The following is a 26,027-nucleotide window of genomic DNA, read 5'->3' as shown; positions in this document are numbered from 1 at the left end:
CGGGGATCTGCGGAGGGGGAAGGAGGGGGTCAGCGGTAGGAGGCGCGGGTGCGGACGCGGGAGACCGCGAACAGCACGAGGAGCGTCGCCGCCATCAGGACCACCGCGACGGCCGCTCCGGTGAAGAGCGCGCCGCGGTCGGTGGCCGCGAAGATCTGCACCGGGAGGGGGGTCCAGTCCGGCGGGTAGAGCATCATCGTGGCGCTGAGTTCGCCCATGGACAGGGCGAAGCAGAGCCCGGCCGCCGCCGTGAGCGACGGCAGCAGGAGGGGGAGCCTGACCCGCCACAGCACGTACGAGGGGCGGGCGCCGAGACTGGCCGCAGCCTGCGCGTACACCGGGTCGAGACGGGCCTCGGCCGCCGAGACCGAGGTGTAGGCGAACGCCATGACGAGCACGGTGTGCGCGAGGATCACGATCCAGCGCGTCCCGTTGAGCAGCACCGGCGGCCTGCTGAACGCGACGAGGACGGCGAGGCCCACGACCACGGACGGCACGGCGACCGGCAGCATGAACAGCGCGTCGAGGAGCCGTCTGCCGCGCCGGCCGAGCGCGGCGGCGGCGAGGGCCGCCCAGGTGCCGACGACGAGCGCGGTGACGCTCGCGGCGGCGGCGGTGACCAGGCTGGTGGTGAGGGCCTGGAGGGCAGCTCCCGAGGTGGCCGCCTCGTAGTGGTCGAGCGTCGGGCCGGAGGGCAGCACCCCGGACCAGTGGGTGGCGAGGGACGCGGCGAGGATCACCAGCAGGGGCAGGGCGAACAGGGGGACGAAGAGCAGCAGGAACAGGGCGCGTACGGCCCAGGTCCCGGCCCGGCTATGCACCAGCACGTCGGCTCACCGCCCGGTAGAGGCCGTAGAGGCCCACGGAGAGAACGATGTTGACGACGGCGACGACGCAGGCGCCCGGGTAGTCGGACTCCAGGATCGCCTTGCCGTAGACGAGCATCGGCAGGGTGGTCACGCCCTTGGCCCCGGTGAACAGCACGATGCCGAACTCGTTGAGGCACATCACGAGCACGAGGCTGCCGCCCGCGAGGAGCGCGGGAAGGGCCTCGGGGAGGATCACCCGGCGGATGATCCGGGCGGGCCCGGCGCCCAGCGAGGACGCCACCTCCAGTTGTGCGGTGTCCAGTTGGGAGAAGGCGGCGAGCAGGGGGCGCATCACGAACGGCGTGAAGTAGGTGATCTCGGCGAGGAGGACGCCCCACGGCGTGGTGAGGAAGTGGAAGGGGCCCTCGGCCGCCCCGGTGACGCCGGTCCAGGCGCCGTTGGCGATGCCGGTGCTGCCGTAGACGAACAGCAGGGCGAGCGTGATGAGGAAGGACGGGAAGGAGAGGAAGACGTCCACGAACCGGGCGACGGCCCGGCCGCCGGGGAACGGGACGAAGGCGATGACGAGGGCGAGGAGGAAGCCGAGGACCAGGCAGCCCACCGTCGAACCGGCCGCCAGCCACACCGTGGTGGTGAGCGCCGAGCGGAACGAGGCGGAGGCCAGGACCTCGCTGTACGGGGCGAGCGAGGTGCCGCCCTCGTCGGGGCCGAGGGACTGCCGGACGACGAGGAACAGCGGGTAGAGGAAGACGAGGGCGAGCACCGCCACGGGCGGCACGGCCCAGGCCCCCGCGCGGGACCGGGGGGCCCGGGGCGGTGCGGCGGCCGTGGTGCCGCCGGTCGGCGCGGTGGCGGCAGCGACGGGTTCGGGGCGGCGGATCGGGGCCGTACCGGTCCTAGTCATGACCGGCCCCCGCTCCGGCGGGCAGCAGCACCGCGTCCTCGGCGGCGAAGTGCACGGTCGCCCGGCCGCCGAGCGCGGGCGTCTCGCGCAGTTCGCGCACGTCGGCCTTGATCCGGTGGCCGTCGACGTCCAGGTGCAGCCGGTGGGTGGCGCCGCGCCACTGGACCTCGGTGAGGGTGCCGGTCAGCGCGTTGGGGCCGTCCCCGAGGCCGATCAGGTGCGGGCGGACGCAGAGGGTGGCGGTGGCCCCGCCGGCCGCCTCGCCGGTGGGGACGGCGAGGCGGTGTCCGGCGAAGTCGACGGTGCCGGGGGCCTCGGAGACGGTGACCGGCAGCAGGTTGGCGTTGCCGACGAACGAGGCGGTGAACTCGGTGCGCGGGCGCCGGTACAGCTCCTGCGGGGTGCCGCAGTCGCGGAGCCGGGCCCGGTCCATGACGGCGATCCGGTCCGCGAGGGTCAGCGCCTCGATCTGGTCGTGGGTGACGTAGAGGATGGAGACGTCCGGCAGTTCGCGGTGGAGCCGGGCCAGTTCGGCGAGCATGCCGGAGCGCAGCTGGGCGTCGAGCGCGGAGAGCGGTTCGTCGAGCAGGAGGACGCCGGGGCGGACGGCGAGGGCGCGGGCGATGGCGACGCGCTGCTGCTGGCCGCCGGAGAGTTCGCGCGGGTAGCGCCGGGCGTAGTCGCCCATGCCGACCAGGGCCAGGGCCTCCGCGACGCGGGCGGGGACCTCGGCGCGGGGGGTCTTGCGCGCCTTCAGGCCGAAGGCGACGTTCTCCTGGACGCGCAGGTGCGGGAAGAGGGCGTACTGCTGGACGACCATGCCGATGCCGCGTTTGTGCGGCGGCAGGGCGGTGACGTCGCGGTCTCCGAGGAAGACCCGCCCGGAGGCCGGCCGGACGAAGCCGGCGACGGCGCGCAGGGCGGTCGTCTTGCCGGAGCCGGAGGGGCCGAGCAGGGCCATGACCTCGCCGGGCTCGACGGTGAGGTCGAGCCCGTCCAGGACCACGGTGCCGCCGTAGGCGACGCTGACCCGGTCGAACCTGATGCCGCCCCGGGCGGCTTCGGCCCCGGCGGTCATGCCTCGGCCCGTGCGAGGAGGCCGGGCAGTTCGGCGACCGAGCCGAGGACGTGGGTGGCCCCGCCGGCGGTGAGCCGGTCCGTGTCGTGGGCGCCGGTGAGGACGCCCGCGACGATCCCGGCCCCGGCGCGCACCCCGCTGAGCATGTCGTACGCGGTGTCGCCCGCGACGACCGTGCGGCGGACGTCGTCGACGGCGCCGGTGCGCAGCAGCGCGCCCAGGACCATGTCCGGGTAGGGGCGGCCCCGTCCGCCAGCGTCGGCGGGGCAGAGGGTGAGCGGGACGAGGTCTCGCCAGCCGAGCGCGTCGAGGATGGCGTCCTGGGTGGTGCGGGAGAAGCCGGTGGTCAGGACGACGGTCCGGCCCTCGTCGGTGAGCCGGCCGATGGCCTCGCGGGCACCGGGGACGGGGGCGATGCCGCCCGCGTCGACGAGGGCGCCGTACGCCTCCTCGAAGGCGGTGTTGGCCCGCTGGGCCAGGGTCTCCTCGCCGAAGAGGTGACGGAAGACGGTGATCTTGGACTCGCCCATGGTGGCGCGGACGTGGTCGAGCATGGCCGCGTGGGCGGCGGAGCCCGGTTCGACGCCGAGGCGGTCGGCGGCGGCGGCGAAGGCCCGCTCGACGAGGCCGTCGTCCGCGACGGTGGTGCCGGCCATGTCGAGGACGATCAGGTTCAGCATGCGGTCGTGCGCCGCCTTGTCGGTGGTCGCGGTGGTCGCGGTGGTCACGGTGTTCACCAGCCCAGTTCGTCGGCGGTCGTTTCGGCGATGGCGGGCGAGCAGGTCATGCCCCGGCCGCCCGGCCCGGTGACCAGCCAGACACCGTCGCCCACCTGCTGGCGGTGGACGACGCGGCCGGTGTCGGTGCACTGGGCGTAGACCCCGGCCCAGCGGCGCCGGATCCTCGGCAGCGGGCGGCCGAGGAAGGAGGCGACGACCGAGGCGAGGTGCTCGTAGGGCTCCTCGACGGTGTCGAAGGAGAAGGGGTGCTCGTACTCGTGGGTGTCGCCGATGGTCAGTCCGCCGTCGGCGCGCTGCACCATGAGCAGTTGCATCCGGTGGGCGGCGGCGGTGGGGGTCTGGGCCTGTCCGGCGTTGAGCGCGTCCAGGGCCGGACCCCGGTAGGCGGGGTAGTAGCGGAAGCTGTCGGCGTCCGCGACGGAGGTGGTGAGGGGTTCGCCGAGCGGGTCGGTCTGCATCATCTGCAGGCGGACGCGGCGCACGGGCAGGCCGGGTCCGGCGAGTTCGCGGACGAGCCCGCCGAGCCAGGCCCCGGTGGCGAGGATCACGGCGTCGCCGCGGTGGGTGTCGCCGTGGTCGTCGCGGACGGCGGCGGGGCCGGTGACCTCGCGCACCTCGCGCCCGCCGAGGTAGGTGTAGCGGCCGGAGGCCAGCAGTTCCGCCTTCAGGGCGAGCTGGGCGGTGCGCGGTTCGACGGCGGCGTCCCGCTCGCACCACAGGGCGGCGGTGAACGTGCCGCGCAGGGCGGGGTTCAGGGCGCGGGCCTCGGCCGGGGTCAGCAGCTTGTAGCCCCGGACGGCCGCGTCGGGCCGGGCGACGGCCGCCTCCGCGACGGCGAGTTCCGCGGCGGTGCGCACCGGGGTGAGCGATCCGCAGGCGCGGAAGCCGAGCCCCGGGACGCGGGCCGCGATCCCCTCCCACAGCTCGCGGGCGCGCAGGGCGGCGTCCAGTTCCTCGCCGCCGGCCCGGCCACTGACCCATATCTGTCCGAAGTTGCGGAGCGATGCCCCGCGCGCCTCGCTCTCGCGCTCGATCTGTACGACCTCGTGGCCGCGGCTGACTGCGTGCCAGGCGTGCATGGTTCCCACCACGCCGGCTCCTACGACGATGACTCTCACACCGGCCACGCTGCTGGGGGCGGATGACCCGCACGGATCGGAGCGGCAACGGGACGGTGAACTGGACCCCAAGCTTGGCCTAGACCCGTTATCTTCCCGTGATTTTTCGGGGCTTCTCGTACGGCTCCGAGGCGCGTCCCGGTCCGCCCCGATCGCCCTGCGCCCGGCCCCGCGCGGGCCTCGCGCCGGCCTGCCCCGCCCGGTCAGCCGCCCGCGCCGAGGTGGGTGGTGAAGGAGAACCGGTCGCCGCGGAACAGGGTCCGCACCCGCTCCAGCGGCCGGCCCGCCGTGTCCCGGGAGATCCGGTGCAGGAGCAGCATGGGGAGGGCGGGCGGGGTGCCGATGAGCAGGGCCTCGCGCGGGGTGGCGAGCACGGTCTCGATCTTCTCGTCGGCGTCCCCGAAGGCGATCCCGAGCCGGTCGCGGAGGTGGGCGTAGAAGGAGGAGTCGGGGTCGAAGGTCTCCGCGAGGTCCGGCACCCGGGCGACGCTGACGTAGGTGCTCTCCAGGCCCACCCGGTCGTCGTCGGCGAGCAGCACCCGCTCCAGGTGCCAGACCGGCTCGCCGGGCTCCGCCCCGACCTCGGGGGCCAGCGCCTCGGTGCAGGGGAAGCGGTCCAGGCCGATGAGCCGGCGGCCCGGGGCGCGGCCCTGGCGGCGCACGCCCTCGGTGTAGCTGGCGAGGGAGAGCGGCTGTTCCAGCTTGGGTCCGGCGACGACGGTGCCCCGGCCCTGCCGGGCCAGCCGCCCTTCCAGGAGCAGTTCGCGCAGCGCCTGGCGCACGGTCTCGCGGGAGACCTCGTAGCGCACGGCGAGATCGCGTTCCGGCGGCAGCGTGCCGCCTTCGCCCAGCTCGTCGATGAGGCCGGAGACCCGGGCCTTGACCGCGTAGTACTTGGGGATGCGGCCGTGCTCGGGGATGCCGGAACGGATCGGTGCGCCAGGTGCCTGGCCGTGCGGGTAGTCCACGGGCCGATCGTGGCAGACGGACATGAACGCCGGGGGACGCGGCGGTGCGCGGCGGCCGGAAGCCGCCGGTGCCGGTCAGCGGCCGGTGCGGCGGGCCCGCCGGGCGCCCAGGACGACGGCTCCGCCGCCGATCAGGAAGCCCGCGACGGTGAGGGCGGGCAGCGGTACGGGGACCGGGATGCCGGTCCTGGCGAGTTCGGGCACTCCGGCCGGATCGCGGCCGGGCGCGAGGGGCCGCTGCCCGGCCCCGGTGCCGTCGCGGGTCCCGGGGCGCTCCGTGCCGGTTCCGTCCGTGCCCGTTCCGTCCGTGCCGGGATCGTCGGCGTCGTCGCCGGCCGGGGCATGGTCGTCGACCACGGTGAAGGGGTAGTCCTCGGACTCGCCGACCCACTCCCCGTCTCCGCCGTTCCCCGCGGCGTCGCCCCCCGAGCGCCGCTGGACGATCGCGGCGTTCGCGGTGATCCGCCCGGGGCTGGTGTCGGAGGTGAAGGCCAGCCGGACCTGGACGGTGACGGTGCGGCCGGGCGGCACGGTGAAGCCCGGGAAGGAGTCCCCGTCGCCCCCGAAAACCCCGATGTGCTCGTCCCGGTCGGTGGTCTCCCAGCGGACCCGGTGCTCCACACCGGGCCGGTTGCGCTCGGAGAACTCCAGCTGGATCTGGTCCGCCGTCAGGGTCCGCTCCTCGTCGGTGAGGACGAGGACGGGGTGGATGGCGTGGCACGGCCGGGTGGTGGTGTTGGTCAGGTCCAGGAACCAGGTGCCGTAGCCGCCGCCCGAGGCGTAGGTGTCCGGGCCGCCGTGGATCCGGGTGTCGATCGGGAAGTCCGCCGCGTCCGCGTCCCCGCACTCCGGCTGCTGGTCGGCCGAGGAGGCCCGGGGCACCGCCGCGTCCCGGTCGGCGGTCCCCCGCTGCGGGGCGGCGGACGCGTGCGCGGCCCCGCCGAGCACCACGCTCGCCGCGGCCAGCCCGAGCGCGAGACCGTGCCGGGTGCGCCCGGCGACCGGGGGCTGCGGAGGCGCGGCGGGCGCGGAGGTCTCCGGGGGAGGGTTCGATGAGGGCGGTGTGGGGGGCATGGCGGGCAGCCTTCGCTCGGAGTGGGTCGGCTCGCCCCGGGCCCGGAGTTCACCGGCAGGACCACGGCGACGCTGCCACAACGACCCGCCCCACCCGCACCCGACATGCCGCCCGGTCCCCCGGCCGGCGGCGGCGAACCGACCGATCGGACCGGGCCGGACCGGGCCGGGGCCCACCAGACCGGACCGACGGATCCGGCCGGTCCCGGCGGGTGCCGCTACTCTTCGCGCCCCCCGCGCCCCGAGTCCCCCGCCACCCTGCCGAACAGCGGGGCCAGGACGAGGTGGGCGGCGCCTTCGGCGACCGGGCGGTCGCCTCCGGTGGTGGTGGCGACCGGGACGGGAACGCCGAGGGCGCCGTCGCGGCGGGCCCGTTCGTCGAGCACCGCGCGGACGCCCCGGACGTACGCCTCGGGGTCGGCGGCGACGAGGCGTCCGCCCAGGACCACCCGGCCGATGTCGAGCAGGCCGACGAGGTTGGCGGCGCCGGTGCCGAGGACCCGGGCGGCCTCCGGGACGTCGCCCCGGGCGACGGCGGCCAGGCAGAGGGCCTCGATGCAGCCTCGGCCCCCGCAGCCGCACGGGGCACCGTCGAGCTGCACGGTCTGGTGCCCGAACTCCCCCGCCCCGGTCCGCGCGCCCCGGTGCACCTCCCCGCCGATGACGAGTCCGGCGCCGAGGCCCGTGCCCAGGTGGAGGTAGGCGAAGTCGGCCGGTTCCGGCAGGTGGAGGGCGAGTCCGAGGGCGGCGGCGTTGGTGTCCTTGTCGATGACGACGGGTAGGCCGGTGCGCGCGGCGAGGGCGTCGCGGAGCGGGTAGCCGTCCCAGTGCGGGAAGCCGGTGACGCGGTGCAGGACGCCGCCGCGGTGGTCCAGGGGCCCCGGTACGGCGGCGCCGAGCCCGAGCACGGGCCGGGTGCCGTCGCCCCTGACCGCGTCGACCGCGTCGGCGGCGGCCGCGACGACCTCGCCGGGCGGGGCGCCGAGGTCGAGCGGGGCCGTACGGCTCGCGACCACGGTCCCCGCGAGGTCGGCCAGCACGGCGGTGAGCCCGTCGCGGTCCAGGTGCAGCCCCACCGCGTGCCCGGCCTCGGGCACCAGGCGCAGCACGGTGCGCGGCTTGCCGCCCGTGGAAGCGCGGCGGCCGGCCTCGGCGGCCAGGCCCTCGGCGCGCAGCCGGGCGGTGATCTTGCTGACGGCCTGCGGGGTGAGGCCGGTGCGCGCGGCCAGGCCGAGCCTGCTGATGCCGCGCTCGCCCGCCGTACGCAGCAGATCGAGCACGAGCGCCGTGTTGTGGCTGCGCAGCGCCGGCAGGTTCGCTCCGCTGTTGCTCCTGTTCACCGCCCCATTGTCTCCCCCGCTTGCACTTAGGCAACAGCGTTGCCAAAGTGGAGTGCATGACTGTCCTCACGACTCCCGGGACCTCCGGCGCGCCCCGGCCCCCCTTGCGCGTCGGCCTCGCCGGCTACGGCCTGGCCGGTTCCGTCTTCCACGCCCCGCTGATCGCCGCGACCGACGGCCTCGTCCTGGACACGGTCGTCACGTCGAACGAGGAGCGCCGGGAGCAGGCCCGCGCCGAGTTCCCCGGGGTGCGGTTCGCCGCCTCGCCGGAGGAGCTGTGGCAGCGGGCGGACGCGCTCGACCTGGTCGTGATCGCCACGCCCAACAAGACACACGTCCCGCTGGCCACGGCCGCGCTGGAGGCCGGTCTGCCGGTGGTCGTGGACAAGCCGGTGGCGGGCACGGCGGCCGAGGCCCGTGCGCTGGCGGCGCTGGCCGAGGAGCGCGGGCTGCTCCTGTCGGTGTTCCAGAACCGCCGCTGGGACAACGACTTCCTGACCCTGCGCGCCCTGGTCGAGGAGGGCCGGCTGGGCGAGGTGCGGCGCTTCGAGTCCCGTTTCGAGCGCTGGCGCCCCCGGCCCAAGGGCGGCTGGCGCGAGTCGGGCGACCCGGCGGAGATCGGCGGGCTGCTGTATGACCTGGGCAGCCATGTGGTCGATCAGGCGCTCGCCCTGTTCGGCCCGGTGGTGCGGGTGTACGCGGAGGCGGACGTGCGGCGGCCCGGCGCGCGGGCCGACGACGACACCTTCCTCGCGCTCACCCACGCGGGCGGGGTCCGCTCGCATCTGTACGTCAGCGCCACGACGCCCCAGCTCGGCCCGCGCTTCCGGGTGCTCGGCTCGGACGCCGGATACGTGAAGTACGGCCTGGACCCCCAGGAGGCCGCCCTGCGCGAGGGGGCCCGCCCGGGGACGGACAAACCGTGGGGCGTGGAGGGCGAGGAGCTGTGGGGCCGGCTGGGCGCGGGCGAGTCCCCGCTCACGGGCGGCGGCGACCCGGTCGCCACGCTGCCGGGCGACTACCCGGCGTACTACGCGGCCGTCGCCCGCGCCCTGCGTGACGGAGGCGCGCCTCCCGTGACCGGATGGCAGGCCGCCGCCACCCTGGACGTCCTGGAGGCAGCGCGCCGCTCCGCCCGCGAGGGCGTCACGGTCGCCCTGCCCGAACCGCCCGCCGCCGACTCCGAGGAGCGGCCCGTCTGAGCCACGGGCTGGGCGGGGCGGGTTCCCCGCAGGGGCGCCTGGTGTCCGGTGAGTGGGGGTCCGGGGTCCCTCCGGGGCGTCTCCTCGAACGACGAACGTGCGGGCACCACGCGTAGGTGCCCCGGTCTGCGTTCGTCGTTCTGCGGGGACTCCCCCTGCACGCCCCCGGACCCGGCCGTCGCGCGTCTGCGACAGCATGATGCGCCGAGGGGTGGCTTCCGCGGGGCCTGCGCAAGCCACCCCTCCGATCTTTACGCGTCCTTCAGCTCCTGGCGCTGCCGCCCGAGCCCGGCGATCTCCAGCTCCACGACGTCACCGGCCCGCAGATACGGCTTCGGATCGGGCCGGCCCATCGCCACCCCGGCCGGGGTTCCGGTGTTGATGACGTCGCCCGGGTAGAGCGTCATGAAGTGGCTGAGATAGCGCACGACCTCGCCGACCGGGAAGATCTGGTCGGCCGTCGTGCCGTTCTGCTTCAGCTCGCCGTTGACCCAGAGCCGCAGCTCCAGGGCCTGCGGGTCGGGCACCTCGTCGGCCGTCACGAGCCAGGGGCCGAGCGGGTTGAACGTCTCGCAGTTCTTGCCCTTGTCCCAGGTGCCGCCGCGCTCGATCTGGAAGGCGCGCTCGGAGACGTCGTGCGCCACCGCGTACCCGGCGACATGGGCCAGGCCCTCCTCCGCCGAGTCCAGGTAGCGCGCGGTGCGCCCGATGACGACGGCGAGCTCGACCTCCCAGTCGGTCTTCTCGCTGCCGCGCGGCACCAGCACGGTGTCCTCGGGGCCGACGACGGTGTCCGGCGCCTTGAAGAAGAGGATCGGTTCGCCCGGGATCTGCGCGCCGGTCTCCGTGGCGTGGTCGTGGTAGTTCAGTCCGATGCACACGATCTTGCCGATCCGGCCGAGCGGCGGGCCCACCCGCAGCCCCTCGGCGTCGAGCACGGGCAGCCCGCCGGGCTCGGCGGCGGCGGCCCGGACCCGGGCCAGCGCGTCCGCGTCGCCGAGCAGGGCGCCGTCGATGTCGGGGACGACTCCCGACAGGTCACGCAGGGTTCCGTCGCCGTCCAGCAGCGCCGGTCGTTCCGCGCCGGCCGTACCCACACGAAGCAGCTTCAACGGTCTTTCTCCCCTAGGTCGAGTCGGGCCCGTCGGATGGGTGGCGGCCATCGCAGGCTTGTCCGATCCTCCAAGACATCCGATCACTCCGCAAGACCCTGTTCACACACTGGACCGGCGGGGCTCGGCCGCCTCAGCCGGTGGCGGCGACGGCGGGGCCGGCGGCGGGCTGGTCGCGATAGAGGAAGGCCCGCTCGACGGCGGTCCAGGTGGTGCTCGTGACCACGTACAGCGCGGCGGCCAGCGGGACGAAGGCGACGGTGAAGAGGGTGAAGAAGGACATCAGCGGCATGACCTTGGTCATCGCCCCCATGCCGGGAACGGGCTGTCCGTCGGGGCCGGTGGCGGGGGTGACGGGGTTGGCCGCCATCTGCCGCTTGGTGCGTCCATAGGTGAAGGTGGCGACGACGGCGACGATCGCGAAGAGTCCGACGTAGACGAGGCCCTGGGTGCCGAGGAGACCGCCGTCCGCGACCGCGTCGTGCCAGCGCTCGCCGAGCGGGGCGCCGAAGAGCTGGTGGCCGAGGAGTTCGTTGGCGTCGCCGCCGATCCGGGTGCTGGAGAAGAGGTGGTAGAGGAGGAAGAACGCGGGCATCTGGAGCAGGCTCGGCAGACAGCCGGAGAGCGGCGAGACCTTCTCCTCGCGGTGCAGTTCCATGAGCGCCTTCTGCATCCGCTCGGGGTTCTTGGCGTGCTTCTTGCGCAGGGCGGCGATCTGCGGCTGGAGCCGCCGCTGGGCCTTCTGGCCCCGGGCGGCGGCCCGGGACAGGGGGTGCACGGCGAGGCGGACGAGCGCGGTGAACAGGACGATCGCGGCGGCCGTGGAGGCGTTCTGGAACAGCGGGTGGAGCAGATCGGCGAGCGCGCCGACCAGGCTCGCGAAGGCGGACATGAAAGCGGACATGGGTGAGCCCTCCGGGGGTCTCGTCGTGCCGGGAAGAGAACTGCTGGCGTCGGCGTGACGGTCCGCGCGGGGCGTCGCGTACGGGCACGGGGTCCTGCGTGGACGCAGGGGCCGGCACCGTACGAGAGGCGGGAGGGAGGGGAACGACGGAGAAGCGGTCGTGGTCCCTTACGCGGCCGTCAGGAGGGCACGGCCGGGGGCTCGGGGACGGCGGCGCCCCTTGGCGTCGGGATCGCGCTGCGGCAGGAACGCGGTGCGCTTCTCGCGGTCGCGGATGGCGGTGCGGACCCGGGTGCGGGGCACCGGGGCGGCGCAGCGGGCGCTGATGACCGAGCAGGCGACGAGCGCGGTGCCGGCGGCGGCCGTGGCGGCGAGGGCCACGGCGGCGGAGAGGCTGCCGCCCTCGGCGAGCAGGACCTCGGTGAGGAAGAAGAGCAGGATGCCGGCGGGGCGCAGCACCCGGGCGAGGGCTCCGCGCAGGCGGTTGCGGTCGCGGTGGCGCGTCTCCATGACCCTCCCCCTTCCGCTCTCCGGCCGCCGCACGCGGGCGGCGGCGCTTCTCACCCGTTCACCCGTTATACACGATCGGTCTCGATGGGCCGCAGGAGTCGGCGGGGGACGAGGAGCGCGCGGTCGACCGGGTTGTCGGTCCCGGTGTCGAGCCCTTCGCCGGGGCGCATCTCGGTCTCCTCGGGCGGTACGGGCACGGAGCAGGCCGGGCAGGCGCCGTACGCGTCGACCTCCGTCCCGCACTCCGCGTGGACGAACACGCGCATCGGCAGCGTGCCGGGCAGGTGGTCGCGCCCCCAGGCGTTGAGGGTGCGGACGACGGGCCAGAGGGCCTTGCCCCTGTCGGTGAGGACGTACTCCTCGCGGGGCGGCGCCTGCTGGTAGAGGCGTTTCTCCAGCACCCCGGCCTCGGTGAGGGACTGGAGCCGGGTGGCGAGGACGGCGCGCGGGATGCCGAGGTGGACGAGGAAGTCGTTGTACCGGCGCACGCCGTAGAGGGCGTCGCGGACGACCAGGAGGGTCCAGCGCTCGCCGACCACCTCCAGCGCGCGGGCCATGGAGCACTGCTCGTTCACGTAGTCCTTGCCGAGGGCCATGGGCCCACTGTACCCAGCACGAGTTCGGTGACCGAACTTTACCGGGATATGGGTTCGGTGAACGAACTGACCGTGCTAGCGTCAGCGGCCCAGCGAGTTCAGTCACCGAACTCATCGATGCGCCGAGGGGTGCGGACGGCCTCCGCACCCCTCGGCGACCCCCGGAGCGATGCCATGCGCCAGCCCGTACGCCCCAGACCCCGCACCGCCGCCCCGGCGGGCGCCGCGCCGCACGGCGGCCAGGGCTCCCCCGCCCCCGCCCGCCGGCCCGGCGCGACGCTCGCGATCACCTCGGCGGCCACCGCCGTGGCGCTGATGAACTACACCGCCCCGATGGCCACGCTGCCCGGGATCTCCGCCGCCCTGACCACCGCGCCCGCCGGCCAGGCATGGCTGCTGAACGGCGCGCCGCTCGGCCTCGCCGTGGCCCTGCTGGTCGCGGGCAGCCTCGCCGACGACTACGGGCGGCGCCGGCTCTTCCTCCTCGGCACGCTCGCCCTCGGCCTCACCTCCGGGCTCGGCGTCCTCGCACACGACACCCTCACCTTCACCCTGGCCCGCGTCGCCCAGGGCGCGGCGAGCGCCGCGATCCTGGCCACGAGCCTCGGACTGCTCGTCGGGGCGTTCCCGGCCGGGCACGAGCGGATCAGGGCGACGGGGATCTGGGGCGCGTTCGTGAGCGCCGGGATCGCGCTCGGCCCGCTGCTGGCGGGATGGCTGGGGCCGTTCGACTGGCGGCTGCCGTACGCCGTGCTGGGCCTGGCCGCCCTGGCCACGACCGCCGGCGCCGCCCGGGTGCTCGACGAGTCCCGGTCCCCGCGCGGGGGCCGGCCGGACCTGGCGGGCGCGGCGGTGCTGGGCGCGTCGATGACGGCGCTGCTGATCGCGCTGACCCTCGGCCGGGACGGCTGGCTGCGGCCGTCCGTGCTCCTGCCCCTGCTCGCCTCGTTCGCGCTGGTGCCGGTCTTCCTCTCGGTGGAGCGGCGGGCGGCGGCCCCGCTGATCGATCCGGCGCTGCTGCGCGGCCGCCCGTTCCTGGCCTCGGCGGCCGGCGGGCTGTTCACGGGGCTCTCGGTGATCGGCCTGTTCAGCTATCTGCCGACGCTGCTCCAGCGGTCGCTGGGGGTGTCGGCGCTCGGCTCGGCGTGGCTGCTGCTGGTCTGGTCGGGCTCGGCGTTCGTCGTGGCGCTCCAGGCCCGCCGGCTGACGGGCCGGGTGGCCGCCCGCCGCCAGGCCGCCGCCGGATTCGTGCTGCACGCGGCCGGGGTGCTCGCCCTGCTGGGCACCCTGGAACCGGGCGAGCGCCTGGGCGCGGCGGAGTGGTCGCGGCTGCTCCCGGCCCTGGTGGTGTCCGGAGCGGGCAGCGGCCTGCTGAACGCCGCGCTCCCCCGGCTGGCGATCGAGTCGGTGCCGCAGGAACGGGCCGCGATGGGCTCGGGCGCCAACAACACCGCCCGCTACATCGGCTCCTCGGCGGGCGTCGCGGTGACCATCGCCGTCGCCACGACCGGCTGGGGCGCGAACGGGGCGCTGCTCCTGTCGGTGGGGCTGGCCCTGGTGGCGACGGCGGGAATGCGGCTGCTGCGCGAACGAGGATGAGTCTGCCGGCGGCTCGTCGTCCCAGCGGATGCGGCTGCCGCGCGAACGGGGATGAAGGCGGGGCCCGTACGGACCCCGTGCCTCACCTCACCCCGCCCCGCCGGCCGCCACCGGCTCGGCCGCCGGTTCCAGCTCGTCACGGGCCAGCACCTCGTCGTCGGGGCGGTCGTCCCGGTCGCGCGGGCCGGCGTACGTGACGGCGAGGGCGACGGCCAGGTTCGCCGCGAGGGCGATGATGCCGGCGTTCACGCCCCACACCGGATCGTTCTCCGTGAACACGAACCCGCAGACCACCGCCACCCCCACGACCAGCCCGCCCAACGCCCCGGCCAGGGTCAGCCGCCGCCACATCAGCCCCAGCAGCACCATCGGGAGCAGCTGCGCCATTCCCTCGTACGAGATGAGGGAGAGCCGGACGAGGGTGTTGGGGGCGGTGTACGTGAGGAGCAGGGCGAGGCCGCCCGCGATCACGACGACCAGCTGGGCGGCGCCCTTCTGGCGGCGCTCCCAGCGGGGCACGAGGGAGAGGACGCTGCGCCCCCACATCGTGCCGATGACCAGCATGAACACGGCCATGGGCACGATGGAGGAGAGCGCGGCGGCCACCCCGACGACCCCCACGGACCAGGCGGGCAGCGCGTCCACGACCAGCTTGAACAGGGCGAGGTTGGACTCCGCCCCGACGAGCCCCGGCACTACGAAGAGGGCCGCCATGCCGAGCAGCATCGGCACGAAGAGCAGGACGTTGTAGGCCGGAAGCCACATGGCGTTGCGGCGCAGCACGTCGGCGTCCTTGGCGCCGAGGTACCCCGCGACGGTGGTCGGGAAGATGACGACGGTGAGGGAGTTGAGGAACGACGTGGTGATGAACCACGCCTGACCGAGGCCGCTGTCCCCGTGCCCGGGGAAGGTCAGCCACTCGCTCTTCTCGGTGACGAGCCGGTCGAGGAAGGGCCCGTACCCGTCGAGGTAGTGCACCGGCACATAGACCGCGAGGAAGCCGAGGGTGACGATGACCAGCACGTCCTTGAGCACCGAGACCCAGGCGCTGCCGCGCAGCCCGCTGACGACGACGAAGCCGGTGGTGACGGCGAAGGCGATGAAGTAGGCCCAGTTCAGACTGATCGCGCCGTAGGAGATCGTCGAGACGACGACGCCCATGCCGGTGATCTGGAGCTGGATGTAGGGGAGCAGGAAGACCGTCGCGAGGACGGCGGTGAGCGCGCCGAGCCAGGGCCGCCCGAAGCGGTGCGCCACCATGTCGGTGATCCCGACGAGGCCGTGCTTGCGCGCGTACGCCCAGAGCATCGGCCCGACGACGTAGCCGACGGCGTAGCCGCAGGACATGTACGCGACGACGTACAGAACGGGCGCCCCGTAGTTGTAGCCCCAGCCGGCGGCACCGAGGTAGCTGAAGCTGGTGTAGCCCTCACCGGCCATGAGCACCCAGATGAAGACGGTCCCCAGGCTCCGTCCGCCCACCGACCACTCGGCGAGCCCGCCCCCGCCGGTCCCGGCCCGCCGGCCCCGTACGGCGAGCAGGCCGAGCACCACGGTGGCGACCATGAAGACCCCGAAGACGGAGGTCGCGACGGCGGCGTTCACCGGCGGTCCCCCCGTCGGGTCAGCCAGACGGCGACGGGGGTGAGCACGGTGGCCCCGAGCAGCCAGAAGAAGAGGAACGGCAGCCCGAGAACGACGGGTCGGACCCGGTTCACGAGGGGCAGCGCCCCCAGATAGAGCACATAGGGAACCAGCAGCCACAGCACTTGCGGACGTCGTCTGAGCACGTCGGGGAAGCTTACGGCCTCGTCCGGCGCGGTCAGCGCTCCCGCGCCCCGGTCAGCTTCCCCCACACCACCAGCCGGTACCGCGAGGTGAACTCGGGCGTGCAGGTGGTGAGGGTCACGTACGACCCGGCGGTGCGGTAGCCCGGGTACGGCGGGATGTTGCTCCGCGGCACGGCCGCGATGACCCCTCCGTCGCCGGGCTGGGTGCGGGCGAGGATCTTGTCGACGGTGTACGTGTAGACGGCGTCCCGGGTCTCGACGGTGATCCGGTCGCCGGCCCGGAGCCGGTTGAGGTAACGGAAGGGCTCGCCGTGGGTGTTGCGGTGTCCGGCCAGCGCGAAGTTCCCGGCGGCCCCGGGCTGTGCGGTGCGCGGGTAGTGGCCGACGTACCCCTTGTCCAGCACGCCGTGCTTGCTGATCCCCTGGGCGACGGGGGCGGTCAGCCCGATGCGCGGGATGCGGAGGACGGCGTACGCCTGGGAGGCGCGGGGCGCGGACGCGGCGGCCCGGCCGCCCCCGCCGCCACTACCGCCCCCGTCGTCCCCGTCGTCCCCGTCGTCCGTCACGGCGGGACTGTCGTCGTCGGGCGCCGCCGGGTCCGGGTCGGCGGGCGGCCCGCCGTTGTCCCAGTCCTTCTGGAGGGCGTCCACGGTGTGCGCGGCCTCGGCGCGGGCCTGCCGGTTGGTCCACCACAGCTGATGGGCGACGAGGAGCAGCAGGACGACGCCGAGCGTCATGACGAGCTCGGCCCCCGTCCACAGCCCCCGCGCGGCCAGCCGCCTCCCCCGCCGGTCGCGCTGCACGACGACGGGAATCCGCCCGCGCCGACGTGTCCGCTCCGGCGCCCATGGCCGCTCCCGGTCCCGTTCCCGGACCTGTCCCCGGTCCCGCTCCCGCATCCGCACCCGCACCCGCACCCGCACCCGCACCCGCACCCGCATCAGCCCGCGCACGGCCGCACGATAGGCCCGGCCCCGGCAAGTCACCAGACCCACGACGCCGTCCGCTCCTCTCTCACAGGCTCGCGGCCCGTCACCCGGCCCTCGGGAAGAAGAACACACGCGGTCCTTCTCCCGGACGGGAGGAGAACACCCGCCCTCCCGTGGGGGAGAACACCGCCCGCCGCCCGTTCCCCCACGCCCCCGTCCGCGCCGGGCGCCATTCCCTCAGCCGGAACAAGCCTCCGCCTCGCGGAGATACGGCAGTACGGTGTGGGACATGCGCCCCGACACGCCTGCCGACCACACCACCGAAGCCGAGCGCCTGCTCCGCACCGCGGCGCAGTACCCCGAGGACCACGAACCCCTGCTGCTCCAGGCCGCCGCCCATCTGGAACTCGCCGGGGAGCGCGTCCGGGCCACCGCGCTGTACGACGCCCTGCTCGACCACCCCGGGACGGAACACCCCTATCTGGTGAAGGCCCTCAACGCGGCCAACCTGTGGGAGTACGGCCACGAGGCGGAGGCCAGGGCCATCATCGACGGGATCCGGATGGCGGCGCCCCAGGAGGCCGCGCCGTGGGAGATAGCGGCGGAGACCCTGGAGGCGCACGACGAACTGGAAGCGGCCCACGACTTCTTCTCCGCCGCGCTGACGCTGCTCATCGCCCCCGGCGAGGAGGTGCCGTACGCGACGCAGTCGCTGCTGACCGGCCGCCATCGCGTGCGCAGGCTGATGGGGGCCGCGCACGACGCGTGGGACGAACTGGCGGACGCCCTCCACACCGCCGCCGTCCCGCTGGACGAACTCCACGACCCCAAGCGGCTCTGGGCCCTGGGCTCGTCGGACCCGGCCGAACTGCGCGCCGAGATCACCCGCCTCCGCGCCGAACTCGGCACCTACCGCAGCGCGTTGTCCCGCCCGTTCCCCGTGGCCGTCCTCCACTGGCCGGAGCCGGAGCTGCGCGAACTCCTGGCCGCGTACCCGGGCCTGGCCACGGAGTACCCCTCCCACGCCGACCACCTCGCCCGCCTCGAAGCGGCCCTCCGCGACCTCCACGCGACCGGCACCCCGAACCTCGGCATCGTCACCGGCACCGTCCCCTCCTACGAAGCCTTCGCCGCCTCCGAAGCCGCCTTCCCCGCCGACCCCGACCTCCTCCCCCAGTACGCCACCACCCTCGCCGCCCGGGGCCGCGCCCTCCCCTGGCCCCCGCCCCGCTCCGCCCCGTGCTGGTGCGGAGCGGACCGGACGTACCGGGAGTGCCACGGGGCGGGGTGACCCCGGGCCCGCCCGGACGGGTACGAGGACCGGCGGCATCGAAGACCCCCGACGCCGCCGGTCCCCTGCCGCCGTTCCTCTACCGCTGTTCGCCTTGACCTGTGCCCCTGCCGATAACCCGATGCCGAGGGGCGCGGGCCCCACGTACCCTCCGCCCATGCCCACGCCCCTCCACACCCCTCGCCCCCGCCTGGAACGCCTGCGTCCGGACCACGCCCCGGCCCTCCTCGCCTTCGAACGCGAGAACCGCGCCTTCTTCGCGGCCTCGGTGCCCGACCGGGGCGACGCCTACTTCGCGGAGTTCGAGGCCCGCCTCGACGCCCTGCTGGCCGAACAGGCCGCCGGCGTCTGCCACTTCCACGTCCTCGTGGCGGAGGGGACCGGCGAGATCCTGGGCCGGTTCAACCTGGTGGACGTCTCGGGCCCCACGGCCGACCTGGGCTTCCGCCTCGCCGAAAAGGCCACGGGACGCGGCCTGGCGACCACCGCCGTCCACGACCTCTTCACCCTCTGCACCACCACCTACGCCCTCACCACCCTCCACGCCGCGGCCACCACCACCAACACCCCCTCCCGCGCCGTCCTCACCCGCACGGGCTTCGTCCCCACGGGCGAGGAAGTGATGCTGAGCGGGAAGCGGGGGCTGGTGTTCGTACGGGATCTGACGGAGCCGGCCGGGCCGTGATCGCGCAAGGGGTAGTTCGTCGTCACCGGTGGGGCGGGGGAATTTCCGGTCGCCGATCACGGCTGGGCCGGAACGTAGGAGACTGGGCACTGATGAACACCGTCAAACCGTCCTCCCCCTCCGTCTCCGCCCGTATGAGCCGGCAGGCGAGCCGCGACACCGCGCCCGAGGTGGCCGTCCGAAAGCTGCTGCACGCGTCCGGCTACCGCTACCGCCTGAACGAGCGGGTTCCCCATATGTCGCGGCGGACCATAGACATCGCCTTCACCAGGGCGAAGGTGGCGGTGTTCCTGGACGGGTGCTTCTGGCACGGGTGTCCCGAGCACGCCACGCAACCGAAGTCGAACGCCGAGTGGTGGCGACAGAAGCTGGACCAAAACATGGCGCGGGACGCGGAGACCACGGCACACCTGGTAGCCGAGGGGTGGACGGTGCTGCGTTTCTGGGAGCATCAGACCCCGACGCAGGTCGCCGAGCAGGTGGCCGCGACGGTGGATCGCGAGAAGGCCGGGAGGCGGACGGGACGGGGGTACGGGGGCTCGTGAGCGGATTGCGGTTCGTGGACGTGTGCGCGGGGGCCGGCGGATTGGCCCTCGGGTTGGAGCAGGCCGGGTTCGAGCCGGTGCTGTTGCTGGACAGGAAGGCAGTGGCGTGCGAGACGCTGGGGCTCAACCGGCCGCACTGGAAGGTCCTGGAGACGGACCTGCTGGACTTCGTACCGGATGAGCACCCCCACACCTATGACGTCGACCTGTTGTCCGCCGGTCTCCCCCGCCTCCGGTCGAGCGCGACGGCGGCGAGGGCGGAGACCGACGAGGAGGAGCGACTCCTGCGGGCGACGGTCCTCCTCGCCCCTTCGATCCAGCCACGCGCCCTGATCATCGAGAACGTGCCGGGGTTGGTCGAAGCCGCGGCGTTCGCACCCCTGCGCGCCTTCGTCCACGAGGAACTGGAACACCTCGGCTACCGGCTCCACTGGTTCGTGCTGAACGCGGCGGACTTCGGTGTGCCGCAGGTCCGGAAGCAGGGTGTGCTCGTCGCCCTCAAGGAACCGTACGCGGAGCGCTTCCGCCCGCCCTCGCCCACGGTGACCGCGCACACCTCGGTGGGTGAGGCGCTGCGGCACTCCATGGCCGCCCGCGGCTGGAGCGGCGCCGACGCCTGGGCGGACGCGGCGAGCGCCGTCGCGCCGACGCTCGTCGGCGGCTCCGACAATCGGGGCGGCGCCGACCTGGGGCCGTCGGGCACGAAGGCGGCCTGGGCGCGGATGGGGGTCAACGGTGGGGCCTTGGCGGATACGGTCCCGGGCCCCGAGGACGACGGCGGTTCGGGCCTGATCAAGCTCACGGACGCGCAGACCGCGCTGTTGCAGGACTTCCCGGCCGATTGGCTCTTCGCGGGAAGGAAAACGGCTCGGTACCGCCAGATCGGTCACGCCTCCCCGCCGCCTGTGGGGAAGGCACTGGGCCTTGCCGTCGCGGAGGCCCTGAGTGGGTGAACGCCACGAGGGCGCTCGGATCACGCCGGCCGGCCGGCTAGACTGCCCTACCATGACCGCCCCGCACGACCCCTCGCCCTCCCCTGCGCATTTCCGCATTGTTGATCTTTTCGCCGGTCCGGGCGGCATCGACATCGCCGCCACGATCATGGGGGTGGAGAGCATCGGGGTGGAGTGGGACGACCCGACCCGTGCGACACGTGCCGCGGCGGGCCTGCGCACCACCACCGAGAAGGACGTCGCCGCACTGGGACCGTGTGATCCCCAGGTCGTGGACGCCAACGTCCTCACGGGCGGACCACCGTGCCAGTCGTTCTCCGTGGCGGGAAAGCGTGAGGGCCACAAGGCCCTGGAAGACGTGAAGCGCCTCGCCAAGTGCCTCACCACCCCCAAAGACCTCGCCACCTTCCGCAAGGCGTGGAAGGCGGTCAAGGCCGAGACCGACGCCATGTCCGACGCGCGGACCGGGTTCGTCCTCCAGCCGTTGCGCTGGATCATGGAGGCGAAGCTCGAACGCCGTCGGCCGTACGAGGTGGTGGTCCTGGAGCAGGTCCCCACCGTGCTCCCGGTGTGGAAGCACTACGCCGAGTTGCTCAAAGGCATCGGCTACGCGGCCGATGCCCACGTGCTGCAGGCCGAGCGCTACGGCGTCCCCCAGACGCGGCGGCGCGCGGTGCTGATCGCCCAGTGGGACCCCGGGAACACGGACAGGGAGCCGGACTTCCCCACGAAGACCCACCAGCCCTACCGCAAGGGCGGGCCGCTTCCGGCGGCCCCGGCCCACATGAACCGGCCCGCCGCACAGCAGGACCTGTTCGCCTCCCAGGAGTTGGAGCCGTCCCGGGAGCCGGAATCCCCGAAGCCCACGAAGGACGGATGGGTGTCGATGGGCGCCGCCCTGGCCGCCACCCGGCCCCGCGATTTCGTCCTGGTCTCCAACTACGGTTCCGGCGGCGACCCGAAGAACCGGGGCCGCCGCACCTCGGCGGAACCGGCCGCGACGATCACCGGAAAGTTCCGCCGCAACCGGCTCTTCCTCCTGAAGGAGAACGAGTCGGGCGAGAAGGAGGTCGGCGAGGAACTGGACCGCCTGTCGTTCGAGGAGGGCGGGCTCCTCCAGTCGTTCCCGGCTCGCTATCCCTGGCGCTCGACCGATGTGGCCCAGCAGATCGGCAATGCCGTACCGCCGCGCCTCTCCTTGCACGTCCTCAGCTTCGCGCTGTTGCGTGAGGCACCGAAGGACGAGTGGTTCACGCGGCTCGCGGAGTGGGAGCCGCCGTCGGCCTCCTCGGAAGGCACGACGGAAGGCCCCTGACGCGGGGGCCCCGGGTCGTCACTCCGTCTCCTCGCCCTCGGCCTTCTTGCCGCGTACAGGGGCTCCGGCGAACAGCTCCGCGAAATGCTCCACGAGAACGGTCACCGATTCCTCCGGCGCCTTCTCCTCGTCGGGTCCGGTGGGAAGCGTCCTCCGCGGTGCGGCGGGTGCCCATTCGGCGGCGGCGATCCACTCCGCCGACGGCCGGCCGTCCCGTTCCACGTCCGGTGCCAGGACGTCGTACATGAGCGTGGCGGCGGACGCGTTGACCGCCTGGACGAGGGCGTTGATCTCCCGACCGGTGCGCACGGTTCCCCGCTCGATCAGTGTGATCAGTGCCTGTGCCGTGGGACGGTGATCGATCACGGCAAGCCGCAGGGCCGTGTTGAGGACGTCCTGATGGGCACAGGCCACCTCGACGGGGCCGTAGTCGGGACCGTTCCTGAACAGTTCCGCCGCCCACCACAGCCGAGCGAACGCCTGGGTGTAGGGCGCGCCGCGGAACCGCGTCGGCGCGACCCTCGGCGGTTCGCCCTTGCGGGGCTCCGTGGTGTGCCGCCATACGACGTAGTCGGGCGCGACCCCCAGGGCCAGGTAGTTCCAGAAACCGCGGTCGGACGCCTCGCGGCGCGTGAGCCGCAGGGTCGCGTGGAGACGGGGCGCCAGCCAAGCATCGGCGGCGGTGGCCTTCCCGTCCCCGAACTCGTGCAGAGCGTCGTCGATCAGGTCGCGCACCGGCTGGAGTGTGCCCCTTGCCTCGTCGCCGGGCAGGGGCTCGGCGACCTTGTTGAGCGCGATCGCGGGGACGTCCTCCTTGCCGGTGAGCAGACCGTCGGCGATGTAACGGGCTGCGTTGAGGTCCGCGAGGTACGCCAGACGCTCGGGGAGATGACTGGGCTTGCTGGTCACGAGTCGGTCTCCCTGTCGAGTCGGTCGAGGCCGCGGATGGTCGCGGTCAGCACCTTGGGCACATCGGCCCTGCGCGTGGCCGCGTAGTGGATGAGCGGCTGGAGTTCGGTCCATCCGGACGCTCCGGTCCTGCCGGTGTGGACCACGCGGAGCGCGTCCTCCAACGACCGGCCGGGCACGACGTCGGGGAGCATCTCGCGCAGCACCTCGCCCCGCCAGTCCTGGGGGAAGAGCGGCGTACCGTCCTCCTCCACCTCCAGGTCACCGATGGCGGTGTGGAACACGGCCGTCCACACGTCCGTGCACATCTGGGCGTGCAGGAGGTCCCGGACCAGGCTCTCGGTCGCCGTGCCGTGGCCCTCGATGAGATCGGCCATCCCCTCGAAGTCGGTGTTCACATGGACGGTGGGCACCTCTCCGGAGGTGTCGACGGTCCACGGCATGTCCCCGAAGGCGCGCAGCCACTCGGGGCCCTCCCGGAACCCGACCTGGGCGACCTCCAGCTCCCTCTCACGGAGCGGGACGTCGGACTTCAGATCGACGATCCAGTCCCTGTCCGATGCGGCGATCATGCGCCCCCGCACCCCGTCGACCGTGGCGATCACGTGGACGGTCATCGTCGCGCGGTCGAGGTGGTCGTCCCGCCACAGGTCGAGGTGTCTGACCCATTCGCGCCCGCCCTCCGCACCGGGCTCCAGGCACACCGTGGTGCGCGCGTTGGTGGCCCCCTCGGTGAGCACGACCGCGACCCGGACGTCGGTCCACGGCCCGGCGGGGTCGGTCGCGCGTCCGGGAATCACGGCGGTGAGCGTCAATCGCGCCCTCTCCCAGTCGTCCCGCTCGGCCAGCCCGAGGGCCACCACCTGCTCGACGGTGGAGAACGCCCGTGCGTCGAGCGGTTCCCGGATCTCCCCGGGGCCGCGCAGTTCCACCGCGGTCACCCGGAACGTCACCGAGCCGGCCAACCGCTGGTACGGATATCCCCTCATGCCCGGCCTCCCCGGTCGGTGGCGAGTTCGACGATCAGACCGGTGAACACCGCGCTCACGGGATGCGTGGACACGTCGGTCCTCGCCTTGAACGTCGCCCTTCGCGCGTGCGGCGCGAAGTGCAGGGCCCCGTCCACCACTTCGCAGTTGTGAACCGCGACGAGCTCCGACCAGGCCAGGACCGGACGCGGTCCCGATCGCACGTCGAGCTTGGCCACCGGGCTCAGCAGGAAGGAATCCCCACCGGTGGGAACCTTCACCTCGCCGGTGACGCACCAGGCTCCGTCGGCGTCGACGGTGGCCACGAGATCCTCCAGCGTCGGCAACACGGTGGGGCCGGTGGAGCGGGGTGGCCGCTTGCCTCCGATGGTCAGGTTCTTGCGCAACTGTCCGGCCCCGCCCGCCCGCTTCTTCCGGGGCACGACGACCAGTTCGCGTACGGCTCGGTTCGCGTCGGCGGTGAGGGCGGTGATCCGTCGCCACGCCGAGGGCGAGTACCGCGTGCGCAGCTCCTCCGTCTGACCCCACTTGTTGTGCTCGGGCGGCTCGGAGGTCCGGAGGAAGTCCTCCGCCTCGTCGGCGCCGGGGGCCTCCTCACCTGCGGCGTGCCCCGTGAGCAGGACGGCCTGGAAGGGGTTGGTACCCAACGGCAGGTCCCTCACCCGGGCCGTCCTCACGGTCATGCGGTTGCCCCTCATCATGACCAGGTGGTTCGGTTTGGTGACGTCGTCGCCCTCCGTCACGAGCAGGACGGCCCGGTGCTCGGTCTTCCCCTTGCCGCCTGCGAGGGCGGGCACGTCCAGCGTCACCGTCCTCATGGCCACCTGGCCGGACTCGGTGAGGCGTTCCACGGTCGTGCCGTCGAGGAACGCCTGGAGCGCGCGGGTGCGTGCGGGCTGTTCGGTGCGGGCGTCGACGCGCTCCTCGGCGATGATCTCGTTGCCGTTGCGCAGGGTCCTGACGGACGCCTCCAGGAGGGGGTGCCGCGTCTCGCCGACGGTCATCGCCGCCCAGAAGTTGCGACCGAGCGCCTGGACGAGTCGCTTGTGCATCCGTGTCACGCTGTCGTCGTCCTCGCCGCCGTTCTTCTCGGCGTCGGGGTCGACGAGGCTCGCCACGTCGTGGGCGCCCACGATCAGGAACGACGTGCCCGGCTCGTCGCTCTCGCGGGTGAGATGGAGGCGCTCCACCTTGTCCTCGTCGGCCCACCACGAACGGGCCACGTTCGCGTCGGTGGCATCCGGATCGGGTCGCCCGAACCAGGCCGGGCCCGCCCAGCGGGCGCCGTCCACTTCGCGCCAGGGAAGCTCCAGCCGGCCGATGAGGCGGCGCTGTGTGCGTCCCTCGTGGGGCTCGGAAAGGGTGGAGTTGATGAGGACGAGGCCGAGACGGCTCGTCGCCCAGAGCGTCGCCTTCCCGAGACCGTACGAACCACCGGCCCCGGTGCCCGTCTTGTGGCTGTCGAGCTGCCGACGGACCACGGCCGCGAAGCGACCGGTCTCGTAGTCGTCCCCGGTCAGGCCCGAGGCGTTGTAGTCGTCGACGCGCAGGAGGACGAGTCGGTCGCGCTCGTACATGTCGCGCATCCCGGCGGCGATCACGCGGCCGACCTTCTGGTCCTGGGCCGCCGCCGCCCGGTAGTGCGGCAGCAGTTCGTCCCAGCGGATCTCCTCCCGGAACCGGGCCAGGGTCTCGCCCGTCAGCTCGTGCAGCGTGTAGCGCACACGGACCGGCTGGTTGCGGTCGAGCCGCTCGTCGAGGCTGTTCTGCGTCGCCTCACGCGCCAGCACCTCGACGTCCGCCTCGAAGGCGAAGGCCGCCGCGTTGCCGAAGTCGCGCCCGCCGTCGGCGTACCCGGGGCGGTGGTACCAGGTGACGGGGAGGCCGGACAGGGTGTCCGCGGTGCGGGTGTGGATGGTGCCCAGGTCGGTGCCGAGGGCTTCCGCGATCTTGGTGATGGTCTCCTCGCGGGGCGTGGCCCGTCCGGTGATCCACGCGGACACTGCGGCCCGTGTCATGCCGATGCGTTCACCGAGATCGGCCTGGCTCAGCCCCGACTGCTTCAGCTGTCGGGCGAGCCAGGGACCGAAGTCCATGCCGCTGTCCAACGTCACCACTCCTCAGTCGCGCTCACAACCACGGGGACCACCGTACAACGAAATTTGACACCTCAAGCAGGCCCGACAACGAAATTTGACACCCGTCGGGGGCGCCCCGAAGGTTCATCACTTCCATCGATACAAACGACCACAAGGTTCTGGAATTTAACCGATGCCCCGGGTCGAGCCATTTGCCCCCTCGGTCCGAATTATCCCCGTTCGCGAGCGTCCATTCGACCCTTGCGTTCTCACCCGATCAATGACAGAGTCGACGCGGAGCCCTACCCCGGCTCGAAAAGCACGCTTATCCAGGTGCCTTGTTTGCTGTGCCCTGACGCCATCACACGTCGAAACACAGGGATTCAAGAATTTTGCGGAGCCCCTTGCTCTCACCCGAGAAATGCGGTTCTCTTCTCCCACCTCGCTCCTCCGGAACCCCATCGGGGTTCACTCACCCAAAGAAACCTTTCGCCTGCTGAATTCACACGTCGCATTCCATGCATTCCGCGTATTCAGCCCTCTGCACGTGCGCCACCGGCATTCCCTG

The 26,027-nt window shown here is 73.4% G+C and carries 25 protein-coding genes; 7 read left to right on the top strand and 18 right to left on the bottom strand.

The features are described 5' to 3' along the window. Positions 1 to 29: 29 nt before the first annotated feature. From ACWCXC_RS12285 to ACWCXC_RS12250, 8 genes are all read right to left on the bottom strand, one after another. On the bottom strand, positions 30 to 827 hold the full coding sequence (locus ACWCXC_RS12285) for an ABC transporter permease (protein ID WP_450680644.1): 798 nt from the start codon (positions 825 to 827) through the stop codon (positions 30 to 32). Beyond that, a complete protein-coding gene (locus ACWCXC_RS12280) occupies positions 814 to 1,734 on the bottom strand; it encodes a 2-aminoethylphosphonate ABC transporter permease subunit (RefSeq protein ID WP_450888468.1) in 921 nt (306 codons plus the stop codon). Before ACWCXC_RS12280 ends, ACWCXC_RS12285 begins: the two co-directional genes overlap by 14 nt. Then, positions 1,727 to 2,812, bottom strand: a complete 1,086-nt coding sequence (locus ACWCXC_RS12275) for an ABC transporter ATP-binding protein (RefSeq protein WP_450888466.1) — start codon at positions 2,810 to 2,812, stop codon at positions 1,727 to 1,729. The genes ACWCXC_RS12280 and ACWCXC_RS12275 overlap by 8 nt, the downstream gene beginning before the upstream one ends. Next, positions 2,809 to 3,492 carry a phosphonatase-like hydrolase gene (locus ACWCXC_RS12270; protein WP_450888617.1) on the bottom strand — a complete coding sequence of 228 codons (684 nt, stop codon included), beginning with the start codon at positions 3,490 to 3,492 and terminating at the stop codon, positions 2,809 to 2,811. The genes ACWCXC_RS12275 and ACWCXC_RS12270 overlap by 4 nt, the downstream gene beginning before the upstream one ends. A gap of 53 nt (positions 3,493 to 3,545) precedes the next feature. Then, positions 3,546 to 4,670 (bottom strand): TIGR03364 family FAD-dependent oxidoreductase, encoded by a 1,125-nt coding sequence (locus tag ACWCXC_RS12265; protein ID WP_450680647.1) that lies wholly within the window; start codon positions 4,668 to 4,670, stop codon positions 3,546 to 3,548. Positions 4,671 to 4,873: 203 nt separating this feature from the next. Then, a complete protein-coding gene (locus ACWCXC_RS12260; RefSeq protein ID WP_450680648.1) occupies positions 4,874 to 5,638 on the bottom strand; it encodes a GntR family transcriptional regulator in 765 nt (254 codons plus the stop codon). 75 nt (positions 5,639 to 5,713) lie between these two features. Beyond that, positions 5,714 to 6,712 carry a hypothetical protein gene (locus ACWCXC_RS12255; protein WP_450888463.1) on the bottom strand — a complete coding sequence of 333 codons (999 nt, stop codon included), beginning with the start codon at positions 6,710 to 6,712 and terminating at the stop codon, positions 5,714 to 5,716. Positions 6,713 to 6,930: 218 nt separating this feature from the next. Next, positions 6,931 to 8,052, bottom strand: coding sequence for an ROK family protein (locus tag ACWCXC_RS12250; protein WP_450680650.1), 1,122 nt, complete (start codon positions 8,050 to 8,052; stop codon positions 6,931 to 6,933). A gap of 56 nt (positions 8,053 to 8,108) precedes the next feature. Between ACWCXC_RS12250 and ACWCXC_RS12245 the strand changes: the two genes are divergently transcribed. Beyond that, complete coding sequence (locus ACWCXC_RS12245) at positions 8,109 to 9,254, top strand: Gfo/Idh/MocA family oxidoreductase (protein WP_450888461.1); 1,146 nt, start codon at positions 8,109 to 8,111, stop codon at positions 9,252 to 9,254. Between the two features lie 251 nt (positions 9,255 to 9,505). Here the strand turns inward: ACWCXC_RS12245 and ACWCXC_RS12240 are convergent, their stop codons facing one another. The 4 genes from ACWCXC_RS12240 to ACWCXC_RS12225 all read right to left on the bottom strand — a co-directional run bounded on the left by ACWCXC_RS12240 (position 9,506) and on the right by ACWCXC_RS12225 (position 12,376). After that, on the bottom strand, positions 9,506 to 10,366 hold the full coding sequence (locus ACWCXC_RS12240; protein WP_450888459.1) for a fumarylacetoacetate hydrolase family protein: 861 nt from the start codon (positions 10,364 to 10,366) through the stop codon (positions 9,506 to 9,508). 133 nt (positions 10,367 to 10,499) lie between these two features. Next, positions 10,500 to 11,270, bottom strand: a complete 771-nt coding sequence (locus tag ACWCXC_RS12235; protein WP_450685701.1) for a YidC/Oxa1 family membrane protein insertase — start codon at positions 11,268 to 11,270, stop codon at positions 10,500 to 10,502. A gap of 168 nt (positions 11,271 to 11,438) precedes the next feature. Next, on the bottom strand, positions 11,439 to 11,780 hold the full coding sequence (locus tag ACWCXC_RS12230) for a DUF6412 domain-containing protein (RefSeq protein WP_383640629.1): 342 nt from the start codon (positions 11,778 to 11,780) through the stop codon (positions 11,439 to 11,441). Between the two features lie 65 nt (positions 11,781 to 11,845). Next, entirely contained in the window at positions 11,846 to 12,376 is a 531-nt protein-coding gene (locus ACWCXC_RS12225) for a winged helix-turn-helix transcriptional regulator (protein ID WP_450888456.1), read from the bottom strand. Positions 12,377 to 12,550: 174 nt separating this feature from the next. On the opposite strand from ACWCXC_RS12225, the gene ACWCXC_RS12220 reads away from it, so the two are divergent. Continuing rightward, positions 12,551 to 13,975, top strand: coding sequence for an MFS transporter (locus ACWCXC_RS12220; protein ID WP_450888454.1), 1,425 nt, complete (start codon positions 12,551 to 12,553; stop codon positions 13,973 to 13,975). An 87-nt stretch (positions 13,976 to 14,062) separates the two neighbouring features. Here ACWCXC_RS12220 and ACWCXC_RS12215 read toward each other — a convergent pair whose 3' ends face one another. From ACWCXC_RS12215 to ACWCXC_RS12205, 3 genes are all read right to left on the bottom strand, one after another. After that, on the bottom strand, positions 14,063 to 15,580 hold the full coding sequence (locus ACWCXC_RS12215; protein ID WP_450888452.1) for a sodium:solute symporter family protein: 1,518 nt from the start codon (positions 15,578 to 15,580) through the stop codon (positions 14,063 to 14,065). Beyond that, positions 15,577 to 15,735, bottom strand: coding sequence for a DUF3311 domain-containing protein (locus ACWCXC_RS12210; protein ID WP_167523716.1), 159 nt, complete (start codon positions 15,733 to 15,735; stop codon positions 15,577 to 15,579). The genes ACWCXC_RS12215 and ACWCXC_RS12210 overlap by 4 nt, the downstream gene beginning before the upstream one ends. A gap of 62 nt (positions 15,736 to 15,797) precedes the next feature. Further along, the gene (locus ACWCXC_RS12205) at positions 15,798 to 16,502 is read right to left on the bottom strand and encodes a class E sortase (RefSeq protein ID WP_450888614.1); all 705 of its coding nucleotides are present in this window, start codon (positions 16,500 to 16,502) and stop codon (positions 15,798 to 15,800) included. A 481-nt stretch (positions 16,503 to 16,983) separates the two neighbouring features. Between ACWCXC_RS12205 and ACWCXC_RS12200 the strand changes: the two genes are divergently transcribed. From ACWCXC_RS12200 to ACWCXC_RS12180, 5 genes are all read left to right on the top strand, one after another. After that, the gene (locus ACWCXC_RS12200) at positions 16,984 to 17,985 is read left to right on the top strand and encodes an SEC-C domain-containing protein (protein ID WP_450888450.1); all 1,002 of its coding nucleotides are present in this window, start codon (positions 16,984 to 16,986) and stop codon (positions 17,983 to 17,985) included. 157 nt (positions 17,986 to 18,142) lie between these two features. Next, a complete protein-coding gene (locus ACWCXC_RS12195) occupies positions 18,143 to 18,670 on the top strand; it encodes a GNAT family N-acetyltransferase (protein WP_450888448.1) in 528 nt (175 codons plus the stop codon). A gap of 92 nt (positions 18,671 to 18,762) precedes the next feature. Next, positions 18,763 to 19,215: a very short patch repair endonuclease gene (locus tag ACWCXC_RS12190; RefSeq protein WP_450888446.1), complete on the top strand. Its 453-nt coding sequence runs from the start codon at positions 18,763 to 18,765 to the stop codon at positions 19,213 to 19,215. Beyond that, positions 19,212 to 20,168 (top strand): DNA cytosine methyltransferase, encoded by a 957-nt coding sequence (locus ACWCXC_RS12185; protein ID WP_450888444.1) that lies wholly within the window; start codon positions 19,212 to 19,214, stop codon positions 20,166 to 20,168. The genes ACWCXC_RS12190 and ACWCXC_RS12185 overlap by 4 nt, the downstream gene beginning before the upstream one ends. A 52-nt stretch (positions 20,169 to 20,220) precedes the next feature. Further along, positions 20,221 to 21,483 (top strand): DNA cytosine methyltransferase, encoded by a 1,263-nt coding sequence (locus ACWCXC_RS12180; RefSeq protein ID WP_450888442.1) that lies wholly within the window; start codon positions 20,221 to 20,223, stop codon positions 21,481 to 21,483. An 18-nt stretch (positions 21,484 to 21,501) separates the two neighbouring features. Here the strand turns inward: ACWCXC_RS12180 and ACWCXC_RS12175 are convergent, their stop codons facing one another. From ACWCXC_RS12175 to ACWCXC_RS12165, 3 genes are read right to left on the bottom strand one after another with little or no spacing between them, the layout of a single operon-like run. Further along, positions 21,502 to 22,392, bottom strand: a complete 891-nt coding sequence (locus tag ACWCXC_RS12175) for a DUF6339 family protein (protein WP_450888440.1) — start codon at positions 22,390 to 22,392, stop codon at positions 21,502 to 21,504. After that, positions 22,389 to 23,381 carry a hypothetical protein gene (locus ACWCXC_RS12170; protein ID WP_450888438.1) on the bottom strand — a complete coding sequence of 331 codons (993 nt, stop codon included), beginning with the start codon at positions 23,379 to 23,381 and terminating at the stop codon, positions 22,389 to 22,391. Before ACWCXC_RS12170 ends, ACWCXC_RS12175 begins: the two co-directional genes overlap by 4 nt. Then, on the bottom strand, positions 23,378 to 25,477 hold the full coding sequence (locus ACWCXC_RS12165; protein WP_450888612.1) for a helix-turn-helix domain-containing protein: 2,100 nt from the start codon (positions 25,475 to 25,477) through the stop codon (positions 23,378 to 23,380). Before ACWCXC_RS12165 ends, ACWCXC_RS12170 begins: the two co-directional genes overlap by 4 nt. Between the last annotated feature and the right edge of the window lie 550 nt (positions 25,478 to 26,027).

This window comes from Streptomyces sp. NPDC001515, from assembly GCF_053597115.1.
This window is presented reverse-complemented; position numbering and strand designations above follow the sequence as displayed.